Source organism: Agarivorans sp. Alg241-V36 (assembly GCF_900537085.1).
Classification (GTDB): Bacteria; Pseudomonadota; Gammaproteobacteria; order Enterobacterales; family Celerinatantimonadaceae; genus Agarivorans.
This window is the reverse complement of sequence record NZ_UNRE01000004.1, coordinates 87,170-109,154: the sequence shown is the minus strand read 5'-3', so window position 1 is coordinate 109,154 and position 21,985 is coordinate 87,170. Positions and strand designations below refer to the sequence as shown.

Genomic DNA, 21,985 nt, shown 5'->3' with positions numbered 1-21,985 from the left:
CTCCAATGACTTCGTTTTGATTAGCGCCTACACTAGAAATTACCCTGTTGTTTCGAGAATTTCTATGCCAAAGGCAAAGTTCGTTTCTGGTGACATTTTTCGCCATATCGTAGTGATGTCCTCTACTAACGCCATTGGCTTAACTGCTTTATTTTTGGTTGATTTGGCAGATCTGTTTTTTATTAGCTTGTTGGGTGAAGCCGAGCTTGCCGCAGCAGTGGGCTACGCCGGAACCATCGCATTTTTTACCACTTCAATTTCTATCGGTTTGTCTATTGCCATGACCGCTTTGGTTTCTAAAGCCATTGGCCAGCAAGACAAAGCACGCGCCAAGCAGTTAGTCACCAATATTTTGTTTACCGGCTTTTTAATCAGCGCCGCTTTTGCTGCTTTGGCTTGGTATTTTGCCCCAGAACTATTGAGCTTGATTGGTGCGAAGGCCAGAACCCATGAACTTGCCGTTGAATACTTAAGAATTTTGCTGCCCTCTCTGCCTGTTCTTGGCTTGGCCATGAGTGGTGGTGCAGCGCTGCGCTCTGTGGGAGATGCAAAGCGGGCGATGTGGTCTACCTTGGCTGGTGGCGGCGTTAACGCGATACTCGACCCAATATTCATTTTTGCCTTGGGCCTTGGTTTGCCTGGCGCCGCGATTGCCTCGGTAATTGCGCGTTTTGTGGTAGCCGGTGTTGCTTTGTCTGGGGTGGTTTACAAACATCAACTGTTTGCTGGGTTTAAGTGGAGCAAGTGGTTGCAAGATTTACGCGCCATTTTAAAAGTGGCTGCTCCCGCGATGATGACCAATGTTGCAACGCCTTTAGGCAATGCCTATGTAACAGCAGCTATTGCGGTGTTTGGTGATGCTTATGTGGCCGGTTGGGCGGTAGTTGGGCGAATTATGCCCGTCGCTTTTGGTATGATTTTCTCTTTATCCGGCGCAATTGGTCCAATTGTTGGCCAAAATTTTGGAGCAAACAATTATGCTCGAGTGCGTGAAGCCTTAACCAAAGCCCTTTGGTTTAATGGTGGCTTTGTGGTGACGGTGTCGCTGATCTTACTGTTTGGCCAAGACTTGATTGCAGATGTCTTTGGAGTTGGCGCAGAGGCCGCTACGGTGATTGGCTTCTTCTGTACTTGGATAAGTTTTAGCTTTGTCTTTAATGGGGCGATGTTTGTTGCCAATGCGGCCTTTAATAATCTTGGTTACCCAAGCACCTCTACCATGCTTAATTTTGGTAAGGCCACTCTAGGGACTATCCCATTTGTTTATTTAGGTGGGCAGTGGTTTGGCCCCTTAGGTGTATTGGGGGGGCAAGCATTGGGAACGGTTGTGTTTGGGTTATTGGCACTGCGCATGGCTTACTACATTGTGGCTAGAGTCACTAATAAGCATCAACGTCATATGGCAGAGCAAGAGCAGCCACTAGAACCCAGTGTACCGCTCACACCTTTCTGTTCTAGCCGAGCTTATATGTGTGCAGAAGCCGAGCTAGATGAGGCGGCTTCTACAAACGATACCGCAGCGGCCAAGCCTTAAGCTACTGAAAGCGGACTTACGTTAAACCTATCGCCCAGCAGGTTAAGCAATTCCACTTGGCCTGCTATTACCGCAACAATAATTTTCCCTTGCTTGTGTTTACTGGCAATTACCACTCTGCCTTGGTTGTTAATCACTTGGTCTTTGAGCAGCATTGATTGCAAGTGATAAGGGTTATCCGTTGGATAAAAAAGAACGGTAACATCACGTAGGTCAACTGATTGAGTTTTCATTACGAGTCCTTCCAATTGTGTTACGTCTCAGTATAACGTTAGCACTGGTCACTTAGATCACTAAGCTTTGTGATTACAGCAGTAGAACTTGCTGTAAACAATCGTTGACTTCTTATTTCCTACCGCTAATCTGACTGAAAATAAAAGGAATACCGATGATTAAGCCAATTCAAGCCAAGATGCTGATGTTTGATTTAGATGATACTTTAGTGGATGACGGCGTTGCTACCGAAACTGCTGCTAAAGCCTTGTTCTCTAAATACCAGCCACAGCAAACTAATGATGCTTTAAGCCATTGGAAGCGCGCCTTAAAGCTTCATTATCCGGCTTTTTTGCAAGGCAAGCTTAGTGCTGCTGAAATGCGTCAAGCGCGGGCGCGAGAAGCGCTGCAAGACAAGAGCTTAAGTGATGAGAAAGCAGAGCAGGCCTTTGAATACTTTATGCAGCAGTATATTGCTGCAACGATTTTGTATGGCGATACCTTGGCGTGTTTAAATCAGCTCAAACAGCAGGGTTGGCGCTTGGCCTTGGTATCTAACGGACCCGAAGACATGCAACAGCGAAAAGTGCGGGCTGCTGGCCTCTTAGACTACTTCGAGTTTGTTCTTACTGCAGAAGCAGCAGGTGCAGCTAAACCTAAACCAAGCATTTTTCAGCAAGCTGCAAAATTGGCCAAGCTAAGCGTTGAGCAATGCTGTTATGTGGGTGACAACCTAGTGAATGACGCACAAGGTGCTAATGCTGCAGGGATGGGCAGTGTGTGGTTACAACGAGACGCTAGCAGTGAGCCAGAACATCAGCCAATGGATGAGGTAAACTGGAAAATAGCCTCGTTAAATCAATTACATCAATGTACCTGTTTAGCATAAACTTGTTGGCTGGTGGTTCTAAAGGAGTGTAGGAAGCAGTATGGCAATAGTTGGTTTATGGGACTGGTTGGCCGATAGCTTACGTTTTTATCGTCAGCATTTTACCCAATTAGCATTAATGGTTTTGCCCTTTGCTGTTCCTTTTGCTGCACTGCAAAGCCAATACGTTCAGAATCCTAGTGAGCCCTCTACCGCTAATTACTGGATGTTTGTGATCATCGGCCTATTAATGCAGCCGATTTATCAGGGCGCGATCATCTTGTATATGCGGGCGCAGTTCCAGCAACAGCCTTGGTCCATAGCGCGTTGCTTTCAGGCTTCCTTAAGTATTTGGCCTCTATTGTTTACAGTGGTGGCGATCTGTTTTGCTTTAGTTATGCTGGGCTTAAGTTTCTTTGTATTGCCGGGAATTGTTATCGCCAGCCGTTTACTGGTGGCAGATTTACACTGCGTACTCAACAAAAGTAGTCCGCTTAAAGCGATTAGCGAAAGCTGGAATCAAACAGAAGCGTATAAGTGGCCATTGTTAGCTGGGGTGGTAGTTGTAGCGGGTATAACTATGATACCGGTTTGGGCTTTGCATCATTGGCTATTAGACAACCAGGCTGCCGCAGTTTGGGTGTTTGCCAATCGAGTATTTGGGCAGGTTCTCGAGGCATTCTTTCTGGTATTTGCTTATCGCGCTTATAGTGCGATGAATGCGAATAATGAATAGTCTTAGCCTTAAAAACAGGCAGTAAAGCAGTGTGACTTATGCAGCAACGAACTGCTGTTGTGGCTCTTGTAGTTGATAACCCGCCTGGTTTAAGCGCTGGCTTAATTGTTTCTGATTCAGCTCATAAAACTTACAAAGTTCAGTAAAACTAGCAAACTCATTTCTTATTTGCATATTTACAATGCTTACCAAAATATTAATGTCCATATGCAGAACGCGTTGTTGGTCTAACATGTTTGCCCCTTAAGCTTGCTGGGGGCGGTTGAAGCCCCATCTTATCCAGGCTTTTTCGTGGAAAAAATAAGCGATGCTATTTACAGCAGGTTCTACAATCGCTACCAAGCCGCCAATCATCATGTCGCCAGTTAATAACCAAGTTACCAAAAAAGCGATGGTAAAATGCATGCTGGCAAAAGTTAATGTTTTAATCATTGTTAAGTCCTCGTTTGTTTCTATATCTAAATGATAATCATTATCATTTAGTTTGCAAGTGATTTTTTGTATTTTATTTATGCAAAATTAAAAAAACTTGAGAAAGGCTGTTTGTTTTGGCGCTTCATATAGCTGTTATTTGGGCTGGTCTTGCTCAGAACAATGCTTGAAATGTAGAACGGGAGAGCGCTTTTTTTAGCGCGATAGCTGTTAATAATTGCCGTGATATTTTTTATTTAGTTTTATCTTATGCTTAATCATGAAGCGCGCTAAGTGGCTTAGTTGTTATATACTTAGGCTATTGTTAAGAGCCTAGTAATAAGGCTGTATCAGGGAAGAGTTATGTTTCGACGTTTTAGTGTGTTTTGGGGGCTGCTGTTTGTTGTAGGCTGTTCCAGCGTGATAGTTAATCAGTTTGATCAGCGCTTTGGTGAAGCGGAAGTACAAACGCGTATTTATTCCGAAAACCACCCTCCTGCGGCTGAATTTTTGGCAGACGTTAAGCCAATTTTGGACCAGCGCTGCGTAATGTGTCACGCCTGCTACGACGCACCTTGCCAACTTAAGCTAACCTCAGCAGCGGGTATTGACCGCGGTATTACCACCGACCGAGTTTATAACGCCAGCCGCCTTACCGCCGCACCTACCACCCGTTTATATACCGATGCAAAATCGACACAAATGTGGCGGCAAAAAGGTTTTAACCCAGTATTAAATGAGCGTATTCAAAGCGAAGAGGCAAACTTAGAAGCAGGCGTTATGTATCAAGCGCTAAAGCAAAAGCGCGATTATGTTGACCCTGGCAATGAGATTTTAGATCCCGAGGCATTCGATTTTGCCTTAGATAGGGCTCAGCAATGTGTGGGCATTGAAGGCTACGCTAAAGTACAAGCTTCTCACCCTGAGTGGGGCATGCCTTATGGTTTACCCGCTATAAGCGATGTTGAGTTCGATACGCTGACTGCTTGGCTAGCCAGCGGCGCCCCGATGGCCGATGACTTAAGTGCGCATAATCAACTTGGTGAGCAAGTTGCTTATTGGGAGGGTTTTTTAAACGGCGATTCGCTCAAAGAGCAACTAATGGCGCGTTATATTTACGAGCATTTGTTTATTACTCATCTGTACTTTGATGATGACCCCAATACTCGCCCAGCCTTTTTCAAGCTAGTACGCTCGCGTACCGCGCCGGGCAATCCCATTGATGAAATAGCGACCCGACGCCCTTACGATGACCCAGATGTAAGCCGAGTTTACTACCGCTTAGCGCCTGAGCGCGAAACCATTGTGGTGAAGACCCATATCCCATACCGCTTAGATAAGGCTCGCCAGCAGCGCTGGATAGAGTGGTTTTTAGGTGAAGATACCCAAGTAGATAGCTTACCGAGTTATGAGCCTAAAGTGGCGGGTAATCCATTTGTGGCCTTCCAAGATCTTACTGTGAACGGCCGTTATCGCTTTATGCTCGATGACGCCGAAACCTTTATTATGGGCTTTATGAAAGGGCCTGTTTGTCGTGGGCAAGTGGCCTTAAATGTTATTCAAGACCACTTCTGGGTCTATTTCGCCAACCCAGATAATCGCTACGAACAAGAACAAGCTGAGTTCTTGGTTGAGCAAAGTGATCATTTAAGAATGCCTTCGGTTGAGCAAAGCAATGTGCTGCCTATTAGTGCTTGGCTTAACTATTCTAAACGCCACCGCAAATACATGAATGCGAGCATTGAGCAAGCCAATGAGTGGCTCAACCAAGACAGTACCTTGCTTAATCTTGATTTATTGTGGGATGGTGATGGTGAAAACCCAAATGCCGCACTTACCATATTCCGCCACTTTGACAGTGCCAGCGTAGTTAAAGGCACCGTAGGTCGGCAACCAAAAACGGCTTGGGTAATTGATTACTCCTTGTTTGAACGTATTCATTATCTATTGGTGGCAGGCTTTGACCCTTACGGTAACTTAGGACACCAATTAGTAACCCGTTTATACATGGACTTTTTGCGTATTGAAGGTGAGGGCAGTTTTGCTTCGTTCTTACCTGCCGACGTAAGGTATGACGAGCTGCGAAGCTGGTATGTTGGAGCAGATAAAAACATTATCGACTTTGTTGAGTCTCGCCCGCAAGAGGCCTTCTTTAAAAGCGCCGTTGAGTACAGCGAAGATGCGCCTTACAAACAACAACTATTTGATATGATTGGCCAGAAACTTGCGCCAGTTTTAAGCCAGAAACATCACATTACCTGGCCGCATTATTCTCGAGAAGTTAGTGATTTTGCGATTCAAGTTGGTGCTTGGCGCGGCGGGGCTATTAAGCTGTTACCGCAAGTGGTGTTTATTCAGGTCGACGATGTAGAGCAAGTTGAGCCTGAGTATTACACGCTATTGAGGCATAACGCTCATACCAACATTTCTAGCTTGTTCTTGGAAAATAATAACCGTTTGCCAGATCAAGACACTATATCAGTATTGCCGGGCTTAGTTGGCGCATATCCTGGTGCATTTTGGCAGGTAGAAAAATCCGAGTTAAAGCAGCTACAACAAAGCTTAGTGCAAGTGCATAACGAGCAGGGTTACCAGGCATTCATGAAGCGCTATGGCATTCGCAGAACCAATAATGACTTCTGGCCATTTAGCGACCGCCTCCATCAAGCTTATCTTCAAGCAGAGCCGCTGGAATCTGGTGTATTGGATTACAGCCGCTTAGAAAACCGTTAAGCTAGAATTATTGGCAAAAAACCAAGCGACTCGCTTGGTTTTTTTATTTATGGTGAGGCGCTGTTAAAGTACCCAAAGTAAGGCTAAAGGTATAAACACTAAACTGGCGATATTTCCCAGCATAACGATGGAGGCTACTCGTTGTGGTTCGATTTGATATTGTTCGGCGATAATAAAGTTGAGTACAGCGGGCGGTAAAGCAGCAAACAAAATTAAACAGGATTGCTGTAAGCTGTTGAGCGGCAAAACAGCTATGGCTATAAAGGCACACAATAAGCCACTTAGAGGGCAGGCGATAGCGCCAATCATACCGATACGCCAGTCTTTTAAATCTACATCAATTAATCTCACGCCTAAGGTAAACAGCATTAGAGGAACCGATATTTGCCCGAGCATTTCTACCGGCGTAGCAATGACTTTTGGTAGCGAGAGTTCTAAGGCACTCCATGCTATGCCGGCAATGGCAGCAACAATCACCGGAATACGCAAAGTGGAAAGCAGCTTTGCTTTGGTATCAATAAAATATAGCCCTACCGAAAAGTGTAAGACCATTTCAACCACAAACAGAATGACCGCGATGGGCATGGCGGCTTCGCCAAAGGCTAGAATAATCAGCGGTAGCCCTAAGTTACCAGCGTTGTTGAACATCATCGGTGGCAAGAAGGTACGTGCTTTTAGGCCTAAGGGCTTAATTAGCGGCAGTAATACCAAGCCCGAGCCCAGCACTACCCAAATAGAGGCTAGCAGCAGCTCGCTATAATCAGCCAGCTCTAATTGGGTATTTGCCAGCACCGAGAAAATTAAGGCTGGGCAGAATATCTCCATATTCATTCGATTTGCCGCGCTAATATCGGGGCGATGTTTACGGCCATAAATCAGGCCCAATACAACAATAATAATTAGCGGTGCAACAATACTTAAAATTTGCCAAGCCACAGTATCAGTCCTTCATCGAATGAGAATTAAGCTTACCAGAAAGGCTCAAAGAGGCTAACTAGCAAAAGGTGGTAGTGGCTTTTACTAGCTTGAATGGCTAGGCTAATAATGCGTACACCAAAGTTTGAGGCGCTTATGTTGAAACAGCTCTACCTTGCTATGATCTTACTCGTTATAGCTGGCCAAATGCCAACAGCGGTAATTGCCGAAGATGAGTTTGATATGGACATGGATATGGACTTTCCTGAGCCAGATTTCCCTGAGCCCGAGCCTGACTTTCCAGAGCCAGAACAATTGCCTGAGTTAGAGCCTGAGCCTCCGATTGCTGAAGTATTACCCGAGTTTGACCAGCCAGAGGTTGAACTACCTATAGCACCACCACCTGAAGAAGTGATCCCGCCAGAAGAGATATTGCCACCCATTATTGTATTGCCGCCGCCAATCTATTGGTTAGATGATCCTTGGGACTATTGGTATCCGCATGACTATCCGCGCCATTATTATCGTCCGGCGACTATTAGTGTAAGAGTGAATGGTGAGATTAAGCTGCGTATTGTTGATAGCCAGCAGCGCACTTTAGTTAACCAAACTCTTGAGGCTGGCGCTTATCAGCAATGGCAAGGGCAGGCTCCATTTGCGGTAACGGTCAGTGATCCGTCGCAAGTAGCGCTGAGCTACCAAGGGAAAGAGGTGGATTTAAGTACTTACCAAGGTACTGAAAATGCATACTTTCAAGTGCCGCCTAATCGCTAATCTTTGATTATAGAAAGCAAAAAAACAGAGCCGGTGCTCTGTTTTTTGCGTTTAGCCACGGTGTTTATTGGCTTGGCGGGGTGTAACCTTCAATGTCCACTTCACCATCTTCAAACAGGTACTTAACCATCTCTGCTTGCAGTAGCTCGCGGTCATCTTGATTCATCAAGTTAAGTTTTTTCTCATTGATGAACATGGTTTGTTTTTTCTGCCATTCGGTCCAGGCTTCTTTACTGATGTTATCAAAAACACGCTTGCCCACATCACCAGGAATCAGTTGAAAATCTAAGCCTTCGGCTTCTTTCTTTAAACGTTGGCAAAATACTGTTCTAGCCATAGTAGATCCTTTTTACTTGCTCAGATTCATGCGAGGGCTGAGGCTAAATTAAAGTGCTTGTTGTGCTATTTTTAGTAGCTTTTCGGTTACGGCTGCTAAGCCAACCTTGGGCGCTTGTTGCATGTTATACCAAAGTTGTTGATTGTCTGCCATGACTTGTAAGTTAGGTGCTTCACTCAGTTCTATCAGTGAAGGTTGAATGTCTAGATGGTAGTGGCTAAAGGTATGGCGCAGTGGCGTGAGCTCATAAATCGCATCAGCGCTCATTTGCTGCTGGTTTAGCCATTTACTAATACTGTCTTCAGGGCTGATTTCCGGAAAGCAATATAGCCCTCCCCAAAGCCCTTGCATGGGGCGCTGATAGAGTAAAAATTCCTGCTGCCAATGCAAAATCAGCATTTGAGTTGGCTTTTCTGGCAATACCTTTTTAGGCTTTTTGCCGGGGAAGTCGCCTTGACGTTGAAACTTAAGCGCTTGGCAGTCTTCGGCCACTGGGCAAACCTCACAACGAGGTTTGCTGCGAGTGCAGACCATGGCGCCTAAATCCATCATTGCTTGGTTGTACTCGGTGGTTTGCTGTTTAGGCGTGTTGGCCTCGGCCAGTTCCCACAATTGGTTTTCCACCGGCTTTTTGCCTGGCCAACCTGCTATCGCTTGGTGGCGAGCGAGTACCCGCTTTACGTTGCCATCGAGAATGGCGTGGCATTGCCCTAGGGATAAAGACAACACGGCGCCAGCGGTTGAGCGACCTATGCCGGGTAGGGCAATAACTTGCTCGATTTCCTCGGGCAACTGGCCATCATATTGTTCGGCAATCACTTTAGCGGCTTTGTGCAAATTGCGGGCTCGTGCGTAATAGCCAAGGCCTGTCCAAAGGTGCAGTACTTCATCGGTATCGGCATTTGCTAAGTCAGTCACTTTGGGAAAGCGTTGCATAAAGCGCTCAAAGTAAGGAATAACCGTAGCCACTTGAGTTTGTTGCAGCATGATTTCCGACAGCCAAACTTTATACGGAGTTTTGTCTAGTTGCCAAGGCAGGTGTTTACGCCCAGCTTGGTGATACCAAGTAACCACTCGGCTGGAAAAGCTTGCTAAATTGTTAGTCATTAAAGGTTGCTTAGTTTAAATAGTGGGTTGGCAGCGAGGTTGTCGATTTCATGACTTCCATAGAAAAAGCAGAGCTTACGTCGGTAAATGCCAAGCGTTCAATCAGTTGTTTATATACTTTGTCGTAGTCGTCAATGCTAGGCACCACCACCTGTAATAAGTAGTCGATACTGCCACTCATACGGTGAGCTTCTATGATCTCTGGGATGTCTTGAATGGCTTGCTTAAATTGATCTAACCATTGTTGGTCGTGCTGCGAGGTGCGCACACTAACAAACACCGTTACCCCTAAATTGAGTTTAGCTCTATCGAGCAAAGCGACCTTGTGGCGAATAAAGCCCGCTTGTTCCAGTTTTTGCACTCGACGCCAGCAAGGGGTTGCCGATAAACCCACCCGTTCGGCGATGTCGTTGAGCGGGATGCTTACGTCTCGTTGCAGCAAATCGAGTATTAACTTGTCTTTACTATCGAGTTTCATTTTTCACGCTTTGCTCAAATAATGAAAGTTGCTGCTATTTTCCCGCGCTTAAGCTTAAGAAACAACCGCTATCTTTGTGTGGCTACTCGCCCAGTAGGCTTTGTTCTAACCAAAGCGCTTTATGGGGGCTAAATCCGCCAGCGGCTAACAATGCCTGTTTGCTTATGTGACCTCGTAGATGCTCTATGATGGCGGAAGTAGAACGATGATTGGCTTGTAACCAGCAATCTTGCGGGTGATATTCCCCTTGGTTTTGCGCTACGCCATTAAGTAATACCGGCGCAAAACGCCAGGCATGACCGGGTACATATTCACCCTGCAAGACCATGCTATTGTTGCCTTGCGTTAAGCTTATTTGATGAAAGATGCCGGGAGAACCTCCTAAACTAAAATCCACGTCAATCTGATGCTGCTTGCAAGCCAGTTTTAAGCTTAAGTGTTGATTATCTTGCTGCCCTTGGCGTTTTTCAGCAGAGAGCTGCTTTGGTTCACCGAGTTTATGTAATAACCAAGATAAGGGATGGCTAGCTGTCTCTAAAAACCACTGTTCTAAAGTAAAATTAAGCGGCAAGTTTACCTGTGAGCTTAAGCGAGCTTGCACTGGTTGATCTGGCTCTAACAAATTATTGATAAGCTGGGCGCTTTCCAAGTAATTAAAGGCATAGTTCACCCATAGATTTTGCGGCCAGCTGGATAAGGGCTCTGCTGCGTTTAAGCCCATCAGTGGCTTTTCACAGATGATAGCAGTGTGCTTAAAATGCTCGATAAGCGCTAAATGCGAGGCTGCAGGACTGGCAATAATCACTAAATCTACCGGTGGTAGCTGATTGATGTCGTTGCAGGCATTGGCAATGCCATGTTGCTTAGCTAGGTGCTGGGCTTTGTTTATGTCTAAATCAAGTAGGGCTTTAAGCTCAACTTGGCTTTGCTGCAAGGCATTTAAGTGCACTAAGCCCCAGTTACAGCCAATAATCGCTGCACTGTTAATGGCAGTGGGCGTGTTGTTCGAAGGCAAATTACGATGTCCTAATTGTTAACTGTGGCGGCAACCACAATAAAACGAGCGCCAGTAGATCCAGCTTGCACAAAGTGACTTTGGCCGGGGTGAATACAGTGAGAATCACCAACTTTCAGTTGCTGAGTTTGCTGTTGTTCACCTTCTATCACGGTAATGATGAGTTCGCCACTGAGCAGATAGTAAAGCTCTTCGGTGTGGCTATGTTCGTGCAAACCTATGCTGCCATTGGCCTCTAGGCTTGAGTCCATCACTAACTCTATACCACTAGCGAGTATGCCTTCGGCTTTATCGGGCTCTTCGCTGTAAATCCAAGTGCCATCTAAACGACCTTGTCCAGCCATGCCAGCGGGAGCTTGTGGGTTAAGGTGAGCGGGTTGATAAACCACCGTGGCCATAGCCTGCGCTTGCTTAAAGCTGTAGCCATCTCCGCTGTATAGCGGAGCATCTCCGTCATGAAATTCTTGGTCATTATATAGCCGAGATTTGGGCTTGCTCGCCATTTCATCTTCCTATTTTGTCTATTGTTGAAGTCATGCCAGTAAAGTTGTTGCTTCAACAATCAGTGGTTTTAACGGTAACGCTTGGGCCATTGCCATTCTCTTGATTGGTGTATAAGACATGACAGTTAAAGGATACACTTTTATCGGCTAAATCGTCTGAAAAAAAGATGTAAATCCGATTTAGCGCCGTTGACTTATCAACAAAAAATGGCGCGGCGTCATTGTTGGCAATAATGGTGGGTAAGGCTACGGAATCTATGTCTAACCATGCTTGCACTTGCTGGTTAAGTTGTTGAAAACTGTTACCGCCGTCCACCGCCGGATAACCTTGGTAAACCGGAAGCTGAACACCCAAATAGTCAATCTCACCGTTACCACTAATTTGATTTTGTAAGGCCGCTTCACTGTAGACTAAGTGTAAGCCCTCTCTCATCGCGCCGCCAACGGCTTCGAGGGTGGCTGCTTTGCTATCTAATCTCAAGCTGATGAACTTAGGTAAGGCGACTACGCTTAATACAGCCAAAATCACAATAACCAATACTAGCTCGATAAGAGTAAAGCCTGCTCGTTTGGAAATAGCTAAGTTCTTCAGGATATTACTCCTACTGTTTCGGCGTAAACATGATTATGTTTTTTATTATAGGTTAGTAGTCTAGGCGGGATATGTTAGAAATATCTCCTTGTTGTGAGCACTTTTGGTTTAGATTGCGAGGAGTCGGTTTTAGCCAATGTTTGCCCTAATTACAGTGGTAGCTATTACTCTAGACCAATAAGGCCAGAAGTTGATTGGCTTAATGGCAATAGCTTGAGCCATTACCCAGCGGGTAAGTGAGTAGTGTTTAAAGCGGATAACCTTAGTAAAACATTGCCAGCTTTGGCGCACAAAGCTTGCACAACGGCGAGAACTTTGGATAATGCCAGCCCTGTTCTACATTTAGAATGTCCCTGCAATATCTAGTCTGGAAATATCATGAGCGAGCAAGACCAAAACCAAGCACCTGAGGCTTCTCAAGAGCAAGTTGAAGATAAACGCCTACGTAAAATTCGCAGCTTTGTTAAGCGCGAAGGCCGTTTAACTAAACGTCAAGAAAAGGCATTAACAGAGTTTTGGCCGCAAATGGGTCTAGACCATCAAGCCAACAACTACTCACTGGCAGAAGTATTTGGTCGCGAAGCTAAAACGGTATTAGAAATTGGCTTTGGCATGGGTGCTTCTTTAGTAGAAATGGCCACTGCTGCCCCAGAAACCAACTTTATTGGCATTGAAGTACACCGCCCTGGTGTTGGCGCTTGCATGGCAGATGCTGTTGAAGCGGGCATTACCAATTTACGTGTTTTTGAGCACGACGCAGTAGAAATATTAAATGACAGTATTCCAGATGGCAGTTTAGATACCGTCCAGTTATTTTTCCCTGACCCATGGCATAAAGCGCGTCACCACAAACGCCGTATCGTGCAACTTGAGTTTGTTGAAGTGCTGCGTAAAAAGCTAAAAATTGGTGGCGTATTCCACATGGCGACAGACTGGGAAAACTACGCGGAGCACATGTTAGAAGTGATGCAAGCAGCACCGGGTTATAGCAATACCTCAGAGACTAATGACTACGTGCCGCGTCCTGAATGGCGACCATTAACTAAATTTGAAAACCGCGGCCATCGCTTAGGCCACGGTGTATGGGATTTGATTTTCGCACGCGAGTCTTAGTCGCCAGCTTAATCGGTAAAGCAATTGAGAAGGTCGTTTAGAAATAAACGGCCTTTTTTTGTGACAGCCCAATGCTGATCATGTTCATCCAATAGACCTTGTTGTTTAGCATCTTTAAGTGATGACTCAAGCTTGCTGAGCGCTAAACCGGTTAAGTTAATAAACTCTGCCTTGGGAATATCTTCGAATAAGCGTAAGCGGTTTAAGAAATACTCAAAGGCTAAATCAGCTTGCTCCACTGCCCAGTGTTTAAACATGAAATCACGTTCTTGTTCTAAATAACCTTTAGGGTGCTTAACTTTTTCGGTTCTTACGATGGCCTGTTGTGTCAGGTCGCTTATTTTGCCGTGCGCTCCACAGCCAATGCCTAGGTAATCGCCAAAGCGCCAGTAATTGAGGTTGTGTTGCGAGCGGTCGCCATTTTTACAGTAGGCCGAGACTTCGTATTGCTCAAAGCCTGCTTGCTGCAGTTGCTGGTGGCCTTGCTCGTAAATATCCCATAACAGATCCTCGTTAGGAAGTTTGGGAGGGCGCGAAGCGAAAGCGGTATTGGCTTCAATGGTGAGCTGGTACCAAGATAAATGGCTTGGCCCAAGCGCAAAGGCTTGTTGTAAATCAGCCATGGCTTGCTTAAGGGTTTGGTTTGGCAAGCCGTGCATTAAATCGAGATTGATGCGTTTAAAGCCGGCTTGTTGGGCAAACTCAAAGGCTCTGATGGCTTCATCACCACTATGAATGCGGCCAAGTTTTTGTAAGTGGCTAGCTTCAAAGCTTTGCACGCCAATCGATAAGCGGTTAACCCCAGCCTGAAAATAACCCGCAAAGCGCTCTGCCTCGGCGGTACCGGGGTTGGCTTCCATAGTGACTTCGGTCTCAGGGCTTAGGGCCAAGCGCTGTTTAATGCCTTGCAATAGATTACTGATAGCGTGGGCCGATAGCAGGCTAGGGGTGCCTCCACCAATAAAAATACTGTGCAGCGCTCGCCCTTGTAAGGCTGGGAAGCGGGCTAAGTCGGCATCTAAATCGGCCAACAGGGCGTTAATGTAATCGGCTTCAGGTAAGTCTTGCTTGAGGCCGTGGGAGTTAAAATCGCAATAGGGGCATTTTTGTACGCACCAAGGCACGTGCACATAAAGGCTAAGCGCAGGGCTAAGCTTTAGCATGCTTGAGCTTCCATCTGTGCTAACAATTGGCGTAGGGCAATACCGCGATGACTAAGGGCGTTTTTCTCGGCCTTGCTGATTTGAGCCGACGTTGCCTGATGTTGCTCAACCCAAAATACTGGGTCATAACCAAAACCGCCAGCACCATGAATTTCTTCGGTAATAGTGCCGCGCCATTTTCCGTGGCAAATTAGCGGGGCTGGGTCATCGGCATGGCGCAAATACACCAATACACAGTGAAACTCTGCGCCGCGCTGGGCTGGTGGCACTTGTTTCATGGCTTCTAATAACTTGAGCACGTTGTCGTGGTCATTGGCATCTTCGCCAGCGTAGCGTGAAGAGTATAAACCGGGCGCCCCATTTAAGTAGTCAACGGCTAAACCTGAGTCATCAGCTATGGCAGCAAGCCCAGTAATGCGAGCGGCGTGACGGGCCTTAATAATGGCATTTTCCACAAAGGTAGTGCCGGTCTCGTCGGCATCTTCTATGGCAAATTCACTTTGGGCAATAATTTGCTTGTTTAGTGGCTTAAGTAATTCTGATAATTCGGCCACTTTGCCGGGATTGCCGGTGGCGAGTACAACTTGTTGCATGCTGTGTCCTAAAGTTAGCAAATAGGCTGGGCTAGTGTAATCGAAGGTGCTGCGCTGAAATAGCCTTAAGCAGGTGTTAAGGCTATTTTATTGCGGGCTTAATCTACGTAGAATTTTTGTTGAAACTCTAATATCTGTTGGCTTTTGCCATCATCAATAGTGAGCTTAAAACGAAAGGTTTCTTCGTTACTGTGGCGCAGCTCAGCAATGTAGTAAATCGACTCGCCTTCGCGAATTTCTTTGAACTCTAGCTGCTTATTATTCCCCACTAAATTACGTGCATTTCCCGATATATTGACGGCTACCGGCGCTTTGTTCGCCGATTTACTGTCGAGTACGGTGATGTTAATCAAACCGTTATAGCGGCTGCGCTGCAAGCCATAAATTTTGGCGACTTCTGCTGGAATAAAGGTGGAGTTAAAGGCCACATAGTGCACCTCATAGTTACCCAACTGAACCTTTTGTTCAGCCTGACTGGGTAGCGAAAATAGCATTAAGCTGGCGATCAAGTTGACCAAGAAAAACTTACTCATGAGGACGACCTTTTTTACATGCATGGTTTAAGTATAGAAAGAATTTGCGCGATAAAAGTTACAGTAAACCAGCGATTATCTCAGGGATTTGTTTTGGCTGAGCAATGCTAATGGTTTTGTGGCGACCCAGTTCTCCGCGAAGAATAGAGATTTGCGATTTGGCCACTTTACATTGTTTAGCTAAAAACTTGCTCAAGTGCTGATTGGCTTTGCCATCAACGGGGGGAGCGGTTATGGCTATTTTAAGTTCCTCACCGTGTAGGCCAATAATCGCGTCGCGGCTGGCTTTAGGTTGTACGTAAACCTGCAACAGCAGGTTTACGTCATCAAAGCTAACGGGCTTAGGCAATTACAACGAACTCCAGAAAGGAACCCAACCAGCGATTAACAAGTTAAGGAAGTTAAGCGCAATAAATAGCACCAATACTGATAAATCCAAACCACCCATAGAAGGCAGAATGCGGCGAATTGGTGAAAGTAGCGGTTCAGTTAATTGGCCCAATACATACTCAATTGGGCTGCGACCTTGGCTTACCCAGCTTAAGATAGCGCGCAGTAACAATACCCAGAACAACAGCATGCCTGCTTCTTTTAGCGTGCTAAACAAGGCTAGAAGGGATACCGCAGCTAAATCAAAACCGCCGCGTAGTTGCATCAAAATGGCCCATTTGGCAAAGGATATAACCAGTGCCAAGAACACTGCTGCCCAATCTACCCCGGCAAATCCTGGGATAATTCGGCGTAGTGGAACCACAATAGGGTTGGTTGCTTTAACCACAAACTGGCTAAGCGGGTTGTAAAAATCGGCGCGCGCCATTTGTAGCCACACACGCAGTAAAACCACCATTAAGTAGAGGTTGAATACAACTTCAATCAAGTAACTAAGCGCTTGCATAAGGTCCTCAGAATAAATTAAAACAAACTTTCCATTTCGCGTCCGCGTTCAACGGCAGCGTCCATGGCATTGGCGACTACTTTACGTAAGCCTTGTTCTTCAAAAACACGAATTGCCTCGGCAGTCGTTCCTCCCTTAGAAGTAACATTGGCCCGAAGTGTCGCTAAATCAAGGTCTGGGTTAGCTGCAACTAATTCGGCACTGCCTAAGGCTGATTGCTGAACTAAGCTTCGAGCTTGTTCAGGGCTAAAGCCTAGTTGCTCCGCTTGCTGTTGCATAGCCTCCATAAACAGGAAGAAATAAGCGGGGGCACTGCCTGCAGCCGCAATAATGTGGTTGATATCATCTTCATTTTCCACCCAGCAGGTTTCTCCCACTGCTTGCATTAGTTGCTCGGCGCTAGCGTTTTGCTCTTGGCTAACATCTGCTGGTGCGTATAAACCAGTCATACCGCGGCCAACCAATGCTGGAGTATTAGGCATGGTGCGCACAATGGCAACCTGCTCGCCCAGTAAACTTTTTAAGCGCTTAACGCTTACACCGGCAGCAATAGACACAAACAGCTTGCTGCTTAAGTCGTTGCCCGCATCGGCTATTGCTTGGCACACCACTGCCATTAGCTGCGGCTTTACCGCCAATACAATCACATCGCTTTGTGCAATGGCTTGATTGTTATCGCCAGTTACATTCACCGAAAACTGCTGCTTAAGGTTTTGCTGCTGCTCGGTATTTGGGTCACTCGCGGTAATGCTGCTTGGGTTTGCGCCATTAGCGAGTAAGCCGCCAATTAAACTGCTGGCCATGTTACCACCGCCAATAAACGCAATTCGAGCTGTCATGTTCAATTTTCCTTATTATTGTTATACCAATCGTACTAAGTCACAGTTCATTCTATCTGGTTAAAATACTCGATAATTGCGTTAGCATTTTTGATTGTAGAATAACTACTTATCGAAAAATCCTGCCTTATTCTCGAGTATTTTTCCTGCGCTATTTCTGATCACTTACTTAGTGTGATTGGTATTAGTTTCGTTGGCCAAATATCGCGCTGCCCACCCTAACCATGGTACTGCCGTTATTGATTGCCATTTGCATGTCGCCACTCATTCCCATGGAAAGAGTATCAACACTAGAATATTGTTGCTGTAATTCGCTGAACTTTTGTTGCATGGCGGCAAATTGAGCCGCCAGTTCTTGGCCTTGCTCAAGCTTTTGTGGAATGGCCATTAAACCGCGCAAGCTTAAGGCGGGCTGTTTCGCAATGTGTGCAGCCAAAGCTGCTACATCTTCTAGCAATACGCCTGATTTAGCCGGTTCTTGGCTAATATTTACTTGTATGCATACCTGCAAGGGCGCCATGTCGCTAGGGCGCTGTGCCGCTAAGCGGTCAGCAATTTTTGCCCGCTCAAGAGTTTGCATCCAATCAAAGTGCTCGGCCACGAGGCGAGTTTTGTTGGACTGCAAGGGGCCAATAAAGTGCCACTCTATGGGGTCTTTTAGCCAGTTTTGTTGTTGGCTTTCGATGATTTTGTCTACGCCCTCTTGCACATAGTTTTCACCAAAGCTGCGCTGGCCCGCCTGGTAGGCTGTTGCAATATCATTCAAAGGTTTGGTTTTACTAACGGCTAACAAATCAACAGCATCAGCTGGGCGATGTGCTTTAGCTAACGCTTGCTGAATTTCTTGGTTAACAAATTGAAGTGCTTGGGTAATACTGCTCATAGACTCACATTGAGGAAACAATTAAATGGATGTTACTGAATTACTGGCCTTTAGTGTAAAACATAACGCGTCGGATCTACACCTATCTGCAGAATTGCCACCGATGATTCGGGTAGACGGCGAAGTACGTAAAATTAACGTACCGGCACTAGAGCACAAACAAGTTCATAGCCTGATCTACGACATTATGAACGATAAGCAACGTAAAGAGTACGAAGAAAACCTCGAGATTGACTTCTCGTTTGAGGTACCCGGTACAGCGCGTTTTCGTGTGAATGCCTTCCAACAGAGCCGCGGCGCTGCAGCGGTATTTCGTACCATTCCTTCAGAAGTATTGAGCTTAGACCAACTGGGGGCACCGGCTATTTTTAGGCAAATTGCTGAACACCCTCGTGGTTTAGTGTTGGTAACGGGGCCTACGGGTTCGGGTAAATCCACTACTTTGGCGGCGATGATTGATTACGTGAACGAGCAACGTCACGAGCATATTCTTACCATTGAAGACCCGATCGAATTTGTCCACAAAAACAAAAACTGTTTGATTAACCAACGTGAAGTGCACCGTGATACGCACAGCTTTAATAACGCACTACGTTCTGCACTTCGTGAAGATCCAGATATCATTCTGGTAGGTGAATTACGTGACTTAGAGACCATTCGCCTGGCACTAACCGCAGCAGAAACGGGTCACTTAGTTTTTGGCACTTTGCACACCACCTCGGCGGCTAAAACCATTGACCGTGTGATTGATGTATTCCCAGCAGCCGAAAAAGACATGGTGCGTTCAATGTTATCTGAATCACTACGTGCGGTAATTGCCCAAACCCTGCTTAAAAAGTTAGGCGGCGGACGAGTTGCTGCTCATGAGATCATGACCGGTATTCCAGCTATTCGTAACTTGATTCGTGAAGATAAAGTCGCGCAAATGTATTCGGTTATTCAAACCGGTATGGCGCACGGCATGCAGACCCTGGATCAAAACTTAAAAGAGTTGGTGAACCAAGGCATGGTGTCTTATGAAGACGCTAAACTTAAAGCTGCAGATCCAAATAACTTCTAGGAGGATTTATGTTACTCGATGAGCTATTAAGCGATATGTCGGATCGTAAAGCATCCGATTTGTATTTATCGGTTGGCGTGCCGCCTAGTGCAAAGGTGAGTGGTAGATTAACACCACTGAATGAGCAAAAACTGATGCCTGAGCATGTGATGGATATGCTGGCTGACATTCGCACAGAAGCTCAGTTAGAGGCCTTTGTTACTGGCCGCGAGGCAAACTTTGCTATCGCTCGGCAAGGCTTGGGCCGCTACCGTGTGAGTGCCTTTTATCAACGTGAACAACCAAGCATGGTGATTCGTCGTATTGAAACGGATATTCCTAGTTTTGAGCAGCTGCAATTGCCGCAGATTCTCAAAGAAGTGGGCATGTCTAAGCGCGGATTGATTCTGTTTGTTGGTGCGACTGGTGCCGGTAAGTCAACCACTCAGGCCAGTATGATTGACTACCGTAATCATAATTCCAGTGGGCATATTCTTACCATTGAAGATCCGGTGGAATTCATGCATAAACATGCCGGTTGTATTGTTAACCAGCGTGAAGTGGGCATTGATACGCCGTCGTTTGATGAAGCCTTGAAGAACTCATTGCGTCAAGCACCCGATGTGATTCTAATTGGTGAGATCCGTACCCGTGAGACCATGGAGTTTGCTTTGCAATTCTCCGAAACGGGTCACTTATGTATGGCTACCTTGCACGCCAACAACGCGAACCAAGCCCTCGACCGAATCATGCACTTAGTGCCAGAAGAGCGCCATCGTCAATTGTGTTTTGACTTATCGTTCAATCTGCGGGCGATTGTGGCTCAGCAGTTGGTGCCTACCAAAGATGGCAATGGCCGCCGCGGGGTATTTGAAATTTTACTTAATACGCCATTAGCTGCAGATTTGATTCGTAAAGGCGATATGCACAAGCTGAAAGAGTTAATGAGTAAATCGCGCGAGCAGGGTATGTTAACCTTCGACCAAAGCTTGTTTGAATTGTACGAAAGTGGGGTAATTGGCTATACCGAAGCCATTGCCCATGCCGATTCGCCAAACGATCTTCGTTTGATGATTAAATTGCATGGCACTGAAAAATCGAATAATTTAGACAGCGGAATGTTAGACGGTGTAACCGTCGATTTTTAACACTTGAAAGGAGCATTATGTTAGCGGTTATTTCACCAGCTAAAACCTTGGATTTTAGTTCTGAGTTAGCGAGTTACTCATCTTCTCGCCCTGAGCTGCTTGAGCATAGTGCCGAGCTAATCGATGTAGCTAGGCAGCTAAGCCCAGCCGACATCGCTAGCTTGATGAAAATTAGTGATAAATTGGCCGGCTTAAATGCCGCCCGTTTTGCTGAATGGACCAAGGACTTACCAGAAGTTTTAGCGCGCCCGGCAGTATTTGCTTTTAAAGGCGATGTTTACACTGGCTTAGATGCGGCAAGCTTAAGTGCAGAGCAATTAGACTATGCCCAGAAGCATTTGCGGATCTTGTCCGGCCTTTATGGTTTGTTGCGTCCCATGGATTTGATGATGGCTTATCGCTTAGAAATGGGCATTAAGCTGGCCAATGAAAGAGGGACAAACTTGTATCAGTTTTGGGGAGCGATTATCACCGAGAAACTGAATCAAGCCTTAGCTGAGCAAGGTGATAATGTCCTGGTTAATTTAGCCTCTAATGAGTACTTTAAAGCAGTTAAGCCCAAGCTTTTGAACGGCACGGTTATTACCCCTGTATTTAAAGAACAAAAGAACGGCCAATATAAGATCATTAGCTTTTATGCCAAAAAAGCCCGTGGTCTAATGGCGCGTTATATGTTTGACAAACAAGTTACAACTTTAGAGCAGCTGAGCCAGTTTGATTACCAAGGTTATTATTTTGATGAAGCTAGCTCAGACGCTAGCACCTTGGTGTTTTTGCGCGATGAGGCTGAGTAAGGCTTAACTTGATTTACAGCGTGTTAAAGCCCCACATAGTTGGGGCTTTTTTTATGCGCATAATTGTTTACGGCTACTTTATGGAGATTAAGGCATTAAGCCGCTAGAGTCAGAGCGGTTGACTAGGCTTAGCTTTTTACTCATCAGTAAGGAAAGCTAAGATGTTAGACGCAATTTTAGAGCACTATTCACAATACCTTTATTTAAGTGCTGAAGTGAGCAAAACCAAGGGGCAGTTTGTTAATGTTAATGAGCTGTTCACGGTTAAATTTACTTTACTTAATACTGCGCCAACCATTCGAAGTACCAGTCAACCCAAAATCGTATTTTTAAACCCCTATTTGCAGGTAGTAAAAACAGAATATGCGGCGCCTTGGGGGCCAGATAACGAGACTTGGGATTCCATGGGACTTAACTTTCGTCGCGATATTAGTCCTGGAGAAAGCGCCAGCTTAGACATTGAGTTTATGGCAACGCGTTCATTGGATCGCCGGCGACTTATTGTTGAAGAGTCCTATGCGTCAGTGTCGGTCAAAGCCCCGTTGGATGTTAACGAGCTATTTTTTGCGCATCAAAGATTCGAGTTCTCACATGATATTCGTCTTCGTTCACCCACCGATATTGGGTAAAGTTAAAGTTAAATTTGCTGCTTTTTGAGGTGTTTAATACTACTTAAGTATAAAGTTTTTAACTTTTTATTCACTTGAGTTTTTGCTCCAGCCTTGTCAATATCTCAAAAAAGCCTACCTAGAATAGGTTTAATTGGTAA

General features: G+C 45.7%; 28 protein-coding genes. 11 read left to right on the top strand and 17 right to left on the bottom strand.

All coding sequences use genetic code 11. The annotated features are described in order from the left end of the window. Positions 1-64 precede the first annotated feature (64 nt). The gene (locus G6R11_RS10465; RefSeq protein WP_163133028.1) at positions 65-1,534 is read left to right on the top strand and encodes an MATE family efflux transporter; all 1,470 of its coding nucleotides are present in this window, start codon (positions 65-67) and stop codon (positions 1,532-1,534) included. Here the strand turns inward: G6R11_RS10465 and G6R11_RS10460 are convergent. Then, entirely contained in the window at positions 1,531-1,767 is a 237-nt protein-coding gene (locus tag G6R11_RS10460) for a DUF2375 family protein (RefSeq protein WP_163133027.1), read from the bottom strand. The two genes, G6R11_RS10465 and G6R11_RS10460, sit on opposite strands and share 4 nt — an antisense overlap. Positions 1,768-1,922: 155 nt before the next feature. Here G6R11_RS10460 and G6R11_RS10455 point away from each other — a divergent pair, with 155 nt between their 5' ends. Together G6R11_RS10455 and G6R11_RS10450 are read left to right on the top strand one after the other, a co-directional pair. Next, entirely contained in the window at positions 1,923-2,636 is a 714-nt protein-coding gene (locus tag G6R11_RS10455) for an HAD family hydrolase (RefSeq protein ID WP_163133026.1), read from the top strand. Between the two features lie 40 nt (positions 2,637-2,676). After that, positions 2,677-3,351: a hypothetical protein gene (locus tag G6R11_RS10450; protein ID WP_163133025.1), complete on the top strand. Its 675-nt coding sequence runs from the start codon at positions 2,677-2,679 to the stop codon at positions 3,349-3,351. 36 nt (positions 3,352-3,387) lie between these two features. On the opposite strand, the gene G6R11_RS10445 is transcribed toward G6R11_RS10450, so the two are convergent. Both G6R11_RS10445 and G6R11_RS10440 read right to left on the bottom strand, forming a co-directional pair. After that, positions 3,388-3,585: a DUF4250 domain-containing protein gene (locus G6R11_RS10445; protein ID WP_240352439.1), complete on the bottom strand. Its 198-nt coding sequence runs from the start codon at positions 3,583-3,585 to the stop codon at positions 3,388-3,390. A gap of 9 nt (positions 3,586-3,594) precedes the next feature. Further along, complete coding sequence (locus G6R11_RS10440; protein WP_163133024.1) at positions 3,595-3,783, bottom strand: DUF2061 domain-containing protein; 189 nt, start codon at positions 3,781-3,783, stop codon at positions 3,595-3,597. Positions 3,784-4,125: 342 nt separating this feature from the next. Here G6R11_RS10440 and G6R11_RS10435 point away from each other — a divergent pair, with 342 nt between their 5' ends. Further along, entirely contained in the window at positions 4,126-6,495 is a 2,370-nt protein-coding gene (locus G6R11_RS10435) for a fatty acid cis/trans isomerase (protein WP_163133023.1), read from the top strand. 63 nt (positions 6,496-6,558) lie between these two features. On the opposite strand, the gene G6R11_RS10430 is transcribed toward G6R11_RS10435, so the two are convergent. Then, on the bottom strand, positions 6,559-7,431 hold the full coding sequence (locus G6R11_RS10430) for an AEC family transporter (protein WP_163133022.1): 873 nt from the start codon (positions 7,429-7,431) through the stop codon (positions 6,559-6,561). Between the two features lie 108 nt (positions 7,432-7,539). Here G6R11_RS10430 and G6R11_RS10425 point away from each other — a divergent pair, with 108 nt between their 5' ends. Further along, entirely contained in the window at positions 7,540-8,184 is a 645-nt protein-coding gene (locus G6R11_RS10425) for a DUF4115 domain-containing protein (RefSeq protein WP_163133021.1), read from the top strand. 64 nt (positions 8,185-8,248) lie between these two features. Here G6R11_RS10425 and G6R11_RS10420 read toward each other — a convergent pair whose 3' ends face one another. From G6R11_RS10420 to G6R11_RS10395, 6 genes are all read right to left on the bottom strand, one after another. Then, on the bottom strand, positions 8,249-8,521 hold the full coding sequence (locus tag G6R11_RS10420) for an oxidative damage protection protein (protein ID WP_016401386.1): 273 nt from the start codon (positions 8,519-8,521) through the stop codon (positions 8,249-8,251). Positions 8,522-8,569: 48 nt separating this feature from the next. Then, positions 8,570-9,628 carry an A/G-specific adenine glycosylase gene (gene mutY, locus G6R11_RS10415; RefSeq protein WP_163133020.1) on the bottom strand — a complete coding sequence of 353 codons (1,059 nt, stop codon included), beginning with the start codon at positions 9,626-9,628 and terminating at the stop codon, positions 8,570-8,572. Positions 9,629-9,638: 10 nt separating this feature from the next. Continuing rightward, the gene (locus G6R11_RS10410) at positions 9,639-10,106 is read right to left on the bottom strand and encodes an Lrp/AsnC family transcriptional regulator (RefSeq protein ID WP_016401384.1); all 468 of its coding nucleotides are present in this window, start codon (positions 10,104-10,106) and stop codon (positions 9,639-9,641) included. A gap of 82 nt (positions 10,107-10,188) precedes the next feature. Further along, on the bottom strand, positions 10,189-11,121 hold the full coding sequence (locus G6R11_RS10405) for a Gfo/Idh/MocA family protein (protein WP_163133019.1): 933 nt from the start codon (positions 11,119-11,121) through the stop codon (positions 10,189-10,191). A gap of 11 nt (positions 11,122-11,132) precedes the next feature. Then, positions 11,133-11,624: a cupin domain-containing protein gene (locus G6R11_RS10400; RefSeq protein WP_163133018.1), complete on the bottom strand. Its 492-nt coding sequence runs from the start codon at positions 11,622-11,624 to the stop codon at positions 11,133-11,135. A gap of 52 nt (positions 11,625-11,676) precedes the next feature. After that, positions 11,677-12,201, bottom strand: a complete 525-nt coding sequence (locus tag G6R11_RS10395) for a type II secretion system protein (protein WP_255494611.1) — start codon at positions 12,199-12,201, stop codon at positions 11,677-11,679. 108 nt (positions 12,202-12,309) lie between these two features. Here G6R11_RS10395 and G6R11_RS10390 point away from each other — a divergent pair, with 108 nt between their 5' ends. After that, positions 12,310-12,456 carry a DUF1272 domain-containing protein gene (locus G6R11_RS10390; RefSeq protein WP_163133017.1) on the top strand — a complete coding sequence of 49 codons (147 nt, stop codon included), beginning with the start codon at positions 12,310-12,312 and terminating at the stop codon, positions 12,454-12,456. A 138-nt stretch (positions 12,457-12,594) separates the two neighbouring features. After that, the gene (gene trmB / locus G6R11_RS10385; protein ID WP_163133016.1) at positions 12,595-13,329 is read left to right on the top strand and encodes a tRNA (guanosine(46)-N7)-methyltransferase TrmB; all 735 of its coding nucleotides are present in this window, start codon (positions 12,595-12,597) and stop codon (positions 13,327-13,329) included. 8 nt (positions 13,330-13,337) lie between these two features. Here trmB and hemW read toward each other — a convergent pair whose 3' ends face one another. The 7 genes from hemW to G6R11_RS10350 all read right to left on the bottom strand — a co-directional run bounded on the left by hemW (position 13,338) and on the right by G6R11_RS10350 (position 18,235). Then, positions 13,338-14,492, bottom strand: a complete 1,155-nt coding sequence (gene hemW / locus G6R11_RS10380) for a radical SAM family heme chaperone HemW (RefSeq protein ID WP_163133015.1) — start codon at positions 14,490-14,492, stop codon at positions 13,338-13,340. Next, entirely contained in the window at positions 14,486-15,085 is a 600-nt protein-coding gene (rdgB, locus tag G6R11_RS10375) for an RdgB/HAM1 family non-canonical purine NTP pyrophosphatase (protein WP_163133014.1), read from the bottom strand. The genes hemW and rdgB overlap by 7 nt, the downstream gene beginning before the upstream one ends. Before the next feature lie 98 nt (positions 15,086-15,183). Beyond that, positions 15,184-15,618: a DUF4426 domain-containing protein gene (locus tag G6R11_RS10370; protein WP_163133013.1), complete on the bottom strand. Its 435-nt coding sequence runs from the start codon at positions 15,616-15,618 to the stop codon at positions 15,184-15,186. Positions 15,619-15,676: 58 nt separating this feature from the next. Then, on the bottom strand, positions 15,677-15,967 hold the full coding sequence (gene yggU, locus G6R11_RS10365) for a DUF167 family protein YggU (RefSeq protein WP_016401375.1): 291 nt from the start codon (positions 15,965-15,967) through the stop codon (positions 15,677-15,679). Beyond that, a complete protein-coding gene (locus tag G6R11_RS10360; protein ID WP_163133012.1) occupies positions 15,968-16,513 on the bottom strand; it encodes a YggT family protein in 546 nt (181 codons plus the stop codon). A 17-nt stretch (positions 16,514-16,530) separates the two neighbouring features. Beyond that, positions 16,531-17,352, bottom strand: coding sequence for a pyrroline-5-carboxylate reductase (gene proC, locus G6R11_RS10355; protein ID WP_163133011.1), 822 nt, complete (start codon positions 17,350-17,352; stop codon positions 16,531-16,533). A 184-nt stretch (positions 17,353-17,536) separates the two neighbouring features. Continuing rightward, entirely contained in the window at positions 17,537-18,235 is a 699-nt protein-coding gene (locus G6R11_RS10350) for a YggS family pyridoxal phosphate-dependent enzyme (RefSeq protein WP_163133010.1), read from the bottom strand. Between the two features lie 25 nt (positions 18,236-18,260). Here G6R11_RS10350 and G6R11_RS10345 point away from each other — a divergent pair, with 25 nt between their 5' ends. The 4 genes from G6R11_RS10345 to G6R11_RS10330 all read left to right on the top strand — a co-directional run bounded on the left by G6R11_RS10345 (position 18,261) and on the right by G6R11_RS10330 (position 21,845). Next, the gene (locus G6R11_RS10345) at positions 18,261-19,295 is read left to right on the top strand and encodes a type IV pilus twitching motility protein PilT (RefSeq protein WP_163133009.1); all 1,035 of its coding nucleotides are present in this window, start codon (positions 18,261-18,263) and stop codon (positions 19,293-19,295) included. Between the two features lie 8 nt (positions 19,296-19,303). After that, positions 19,304-20,422 (top strand): PilT/PilU family type 4a pilus ATPase, encoded by a 1,119-nt coding sequence (locus tag G6R11_RS10340; protein ID WP_163133008.1) that lies wholly within the window; start codon positions 19,304-19,306, stop codon positions 20,420-20,422. A gap of 17 nt (positions 20,423-20,439) precedes the next feature. Continuing rightward, complete coding sequence (gene yaaA / locus G6R11_RS10335; protein ID WP_163133007.1) at positions 20,440-21,216, top strand: peroxide stress protein YaaA; 777 nt, start codon at positions 20,440-20,442, stop codon at positions 21,214-21,216. Positions 21,217-21,377: 161 nt separating this feature from the next. Further along, positions 21,378-21,845 (top strand): hypothetical protein, encoded by a 468-nt coding sequence (locus G6R11_RS10330; protein WP_163133006.1) that lies wholly within the window; start codon positions 21,378-21,380, stop codon positions 21,843-21,845. Positions 21,846-21,985: the final 140 nt, after the last annotated feature.

Bases quoted from the DNA above. Each gene is read 5' to 3' on its own strand.
- hemW (WP_163133015.1), bottom strand. From the start codon at position 14,492: ATGCTAAAGCTTAGCCCTGCGCTTAGCCTTTATGTGCACGTGCCTTGG.
- yaaA (WP_163133007.1), top strand. From the start codon at position 20,440: ATGTTAGCGGTTATTTCACCAGCTAAAACCTTGGATTTTAGTTCTGAG.
- G6R11_RS10370 (WP_163133013.1), bottom strand. From the start codon at position 15,618: ATGAGTAAGTTTTTCTTGGTCAACTTGATCGCCAGCTTAATGCTATTT.
- G6R11_RS10410 (WP_016401384.1), bottom strand. From the start codon at position 10,106: ATGAAACTCGATAGTAAAGACAAGTTAATACTCGATTTGCTGCAACGA.
- G6R11_RS10345 (WP_163133009.1), top strand. From the start codon at position 18,261: ATGGATGTTACTGAATTACTGGCCTTTAGTGTAAAACATAACGCGTCG.
- G6R11_RS10445 (WP_240352439.1), bottom strand. From the start codon at position 3,585: ATGTTAGACCAACAACGCGTTCTGCATATGGACATTAATATTTTGGTA.
- G6R11_RS10465 (WP_163133028.1), top strand. From the start codon at position 65: ATGCCAAAGGCAAAGTTCGTTTCTGGTGACATTTTTCGCCATATCGTA.
- G6R11_RS10455 (WP_163133026.1), top strand. From the start codon at position 1,923: ATGATTAAGCCAATTCAAGCCAAGATGCTGATGTTTGATTTAGATGAT.
- G6R11_RS10400 (WP_163133018.1), bottom strand. From the start codon at position 11,624: ATGGCGAGCAAGCCCAAATCTCGGCTATATAATGACCAAGAATTTCAT.
- trmB (WP_163133016.1), top strand. From the start codon at position 12,595: ATGAGCGAGCAAGACCAAAACCAAGCACCTGAGGCTTCTCAAGAGCAA.
- G6R11_RS10440 (WP_163133024.1), bottom strand. From the start codon at position 3,783: ATGATTAAAACATTAACTTTTGCCAGCATGCATTTTACCATCGCTTTT.
- G6R11_RS10350 (WP_163133010.1), bottom strand. From the start codon at position 18,235: ATGAGCAGTATTACCCAAGCACTTCAATTTGTTAACCAAGAAATTCAG.
- G6R11_RS10435 (WP_163133023.1), top strand. From the start codon at position 4,126: ATGTTTCGACGTTTTAGTGTGTTTTGGGGGCTGCTGTTTGTTGTAGGC.
- G6R11_RS10360 (WP_163133012.1), bottom strand. From the start codon at position 16,513: ATGCAAGCGCTTAGTTACTTGATTGAAGTTGTATTCAACCTCTACTTA.
- G6R11_RS10450 (WP_163133025.1), top strand. From the start codon at position 2,677: ATGGCAATAGTTGGTTTATGGGACTGGTTGGCCGATAGCTTACGTTTT.
- G6R11_RS10340 (WP_163133008.1), top strand. From the start codon at position 19,304: ATGTTACTCGATGAGCTATTAAGCGATATGTCGGATCGTAAAGCATCC.
- rdgB (WP_163133014.1), bottom strand. From the start codon at position 15,085: ATGCAACAAGTTGTACTCGCCACCGGCAATCCCGGCAAAGTGGCCGAA.
- G6R11_RS10425 (WP_163133021.1), top strand. From the start codon at position 7,540: ATGCGTACACCAAAGTTTGAGGCGCTTATGTTGAAACAGCTCTACCTT.
- G6R11_RS10460 (WP_163133027.1), bottom strand. From the start codon at position 1,767: ATGAAAACTCAATCAGTTGACCTACGTGATGTTACCGTTCTTTTTTAT.
- proC (WP_163133011.1), bottom strand. From the start codon at position 17,352: ATGACAGCTCGAATTGCGTTTATTGGCGGTGGTAACATGGCCAGCAGT.
- G6R11_RS10330 (WP_163133006.1), top strand. From the start codon at position 21,378: ATGTTAGACGCAATTTTAGAGCACTATTCACAATACCTTTATTTAAGT.
- G6R11_RS10420 (WP_016401386.1), bottom strand. From the start codon at position 8,521: ATGGCTAGAACAGTATTTTGCCAACGTTTAAAGAAAGAAGCCGAAGGC.
- mutY (WP_163133020.1), bottom strand. From the start codon at position 9,628: ATGACTAACAATTTAGCAAGCTTTTCCAGCCGAGTGGTTACTTGGTAT.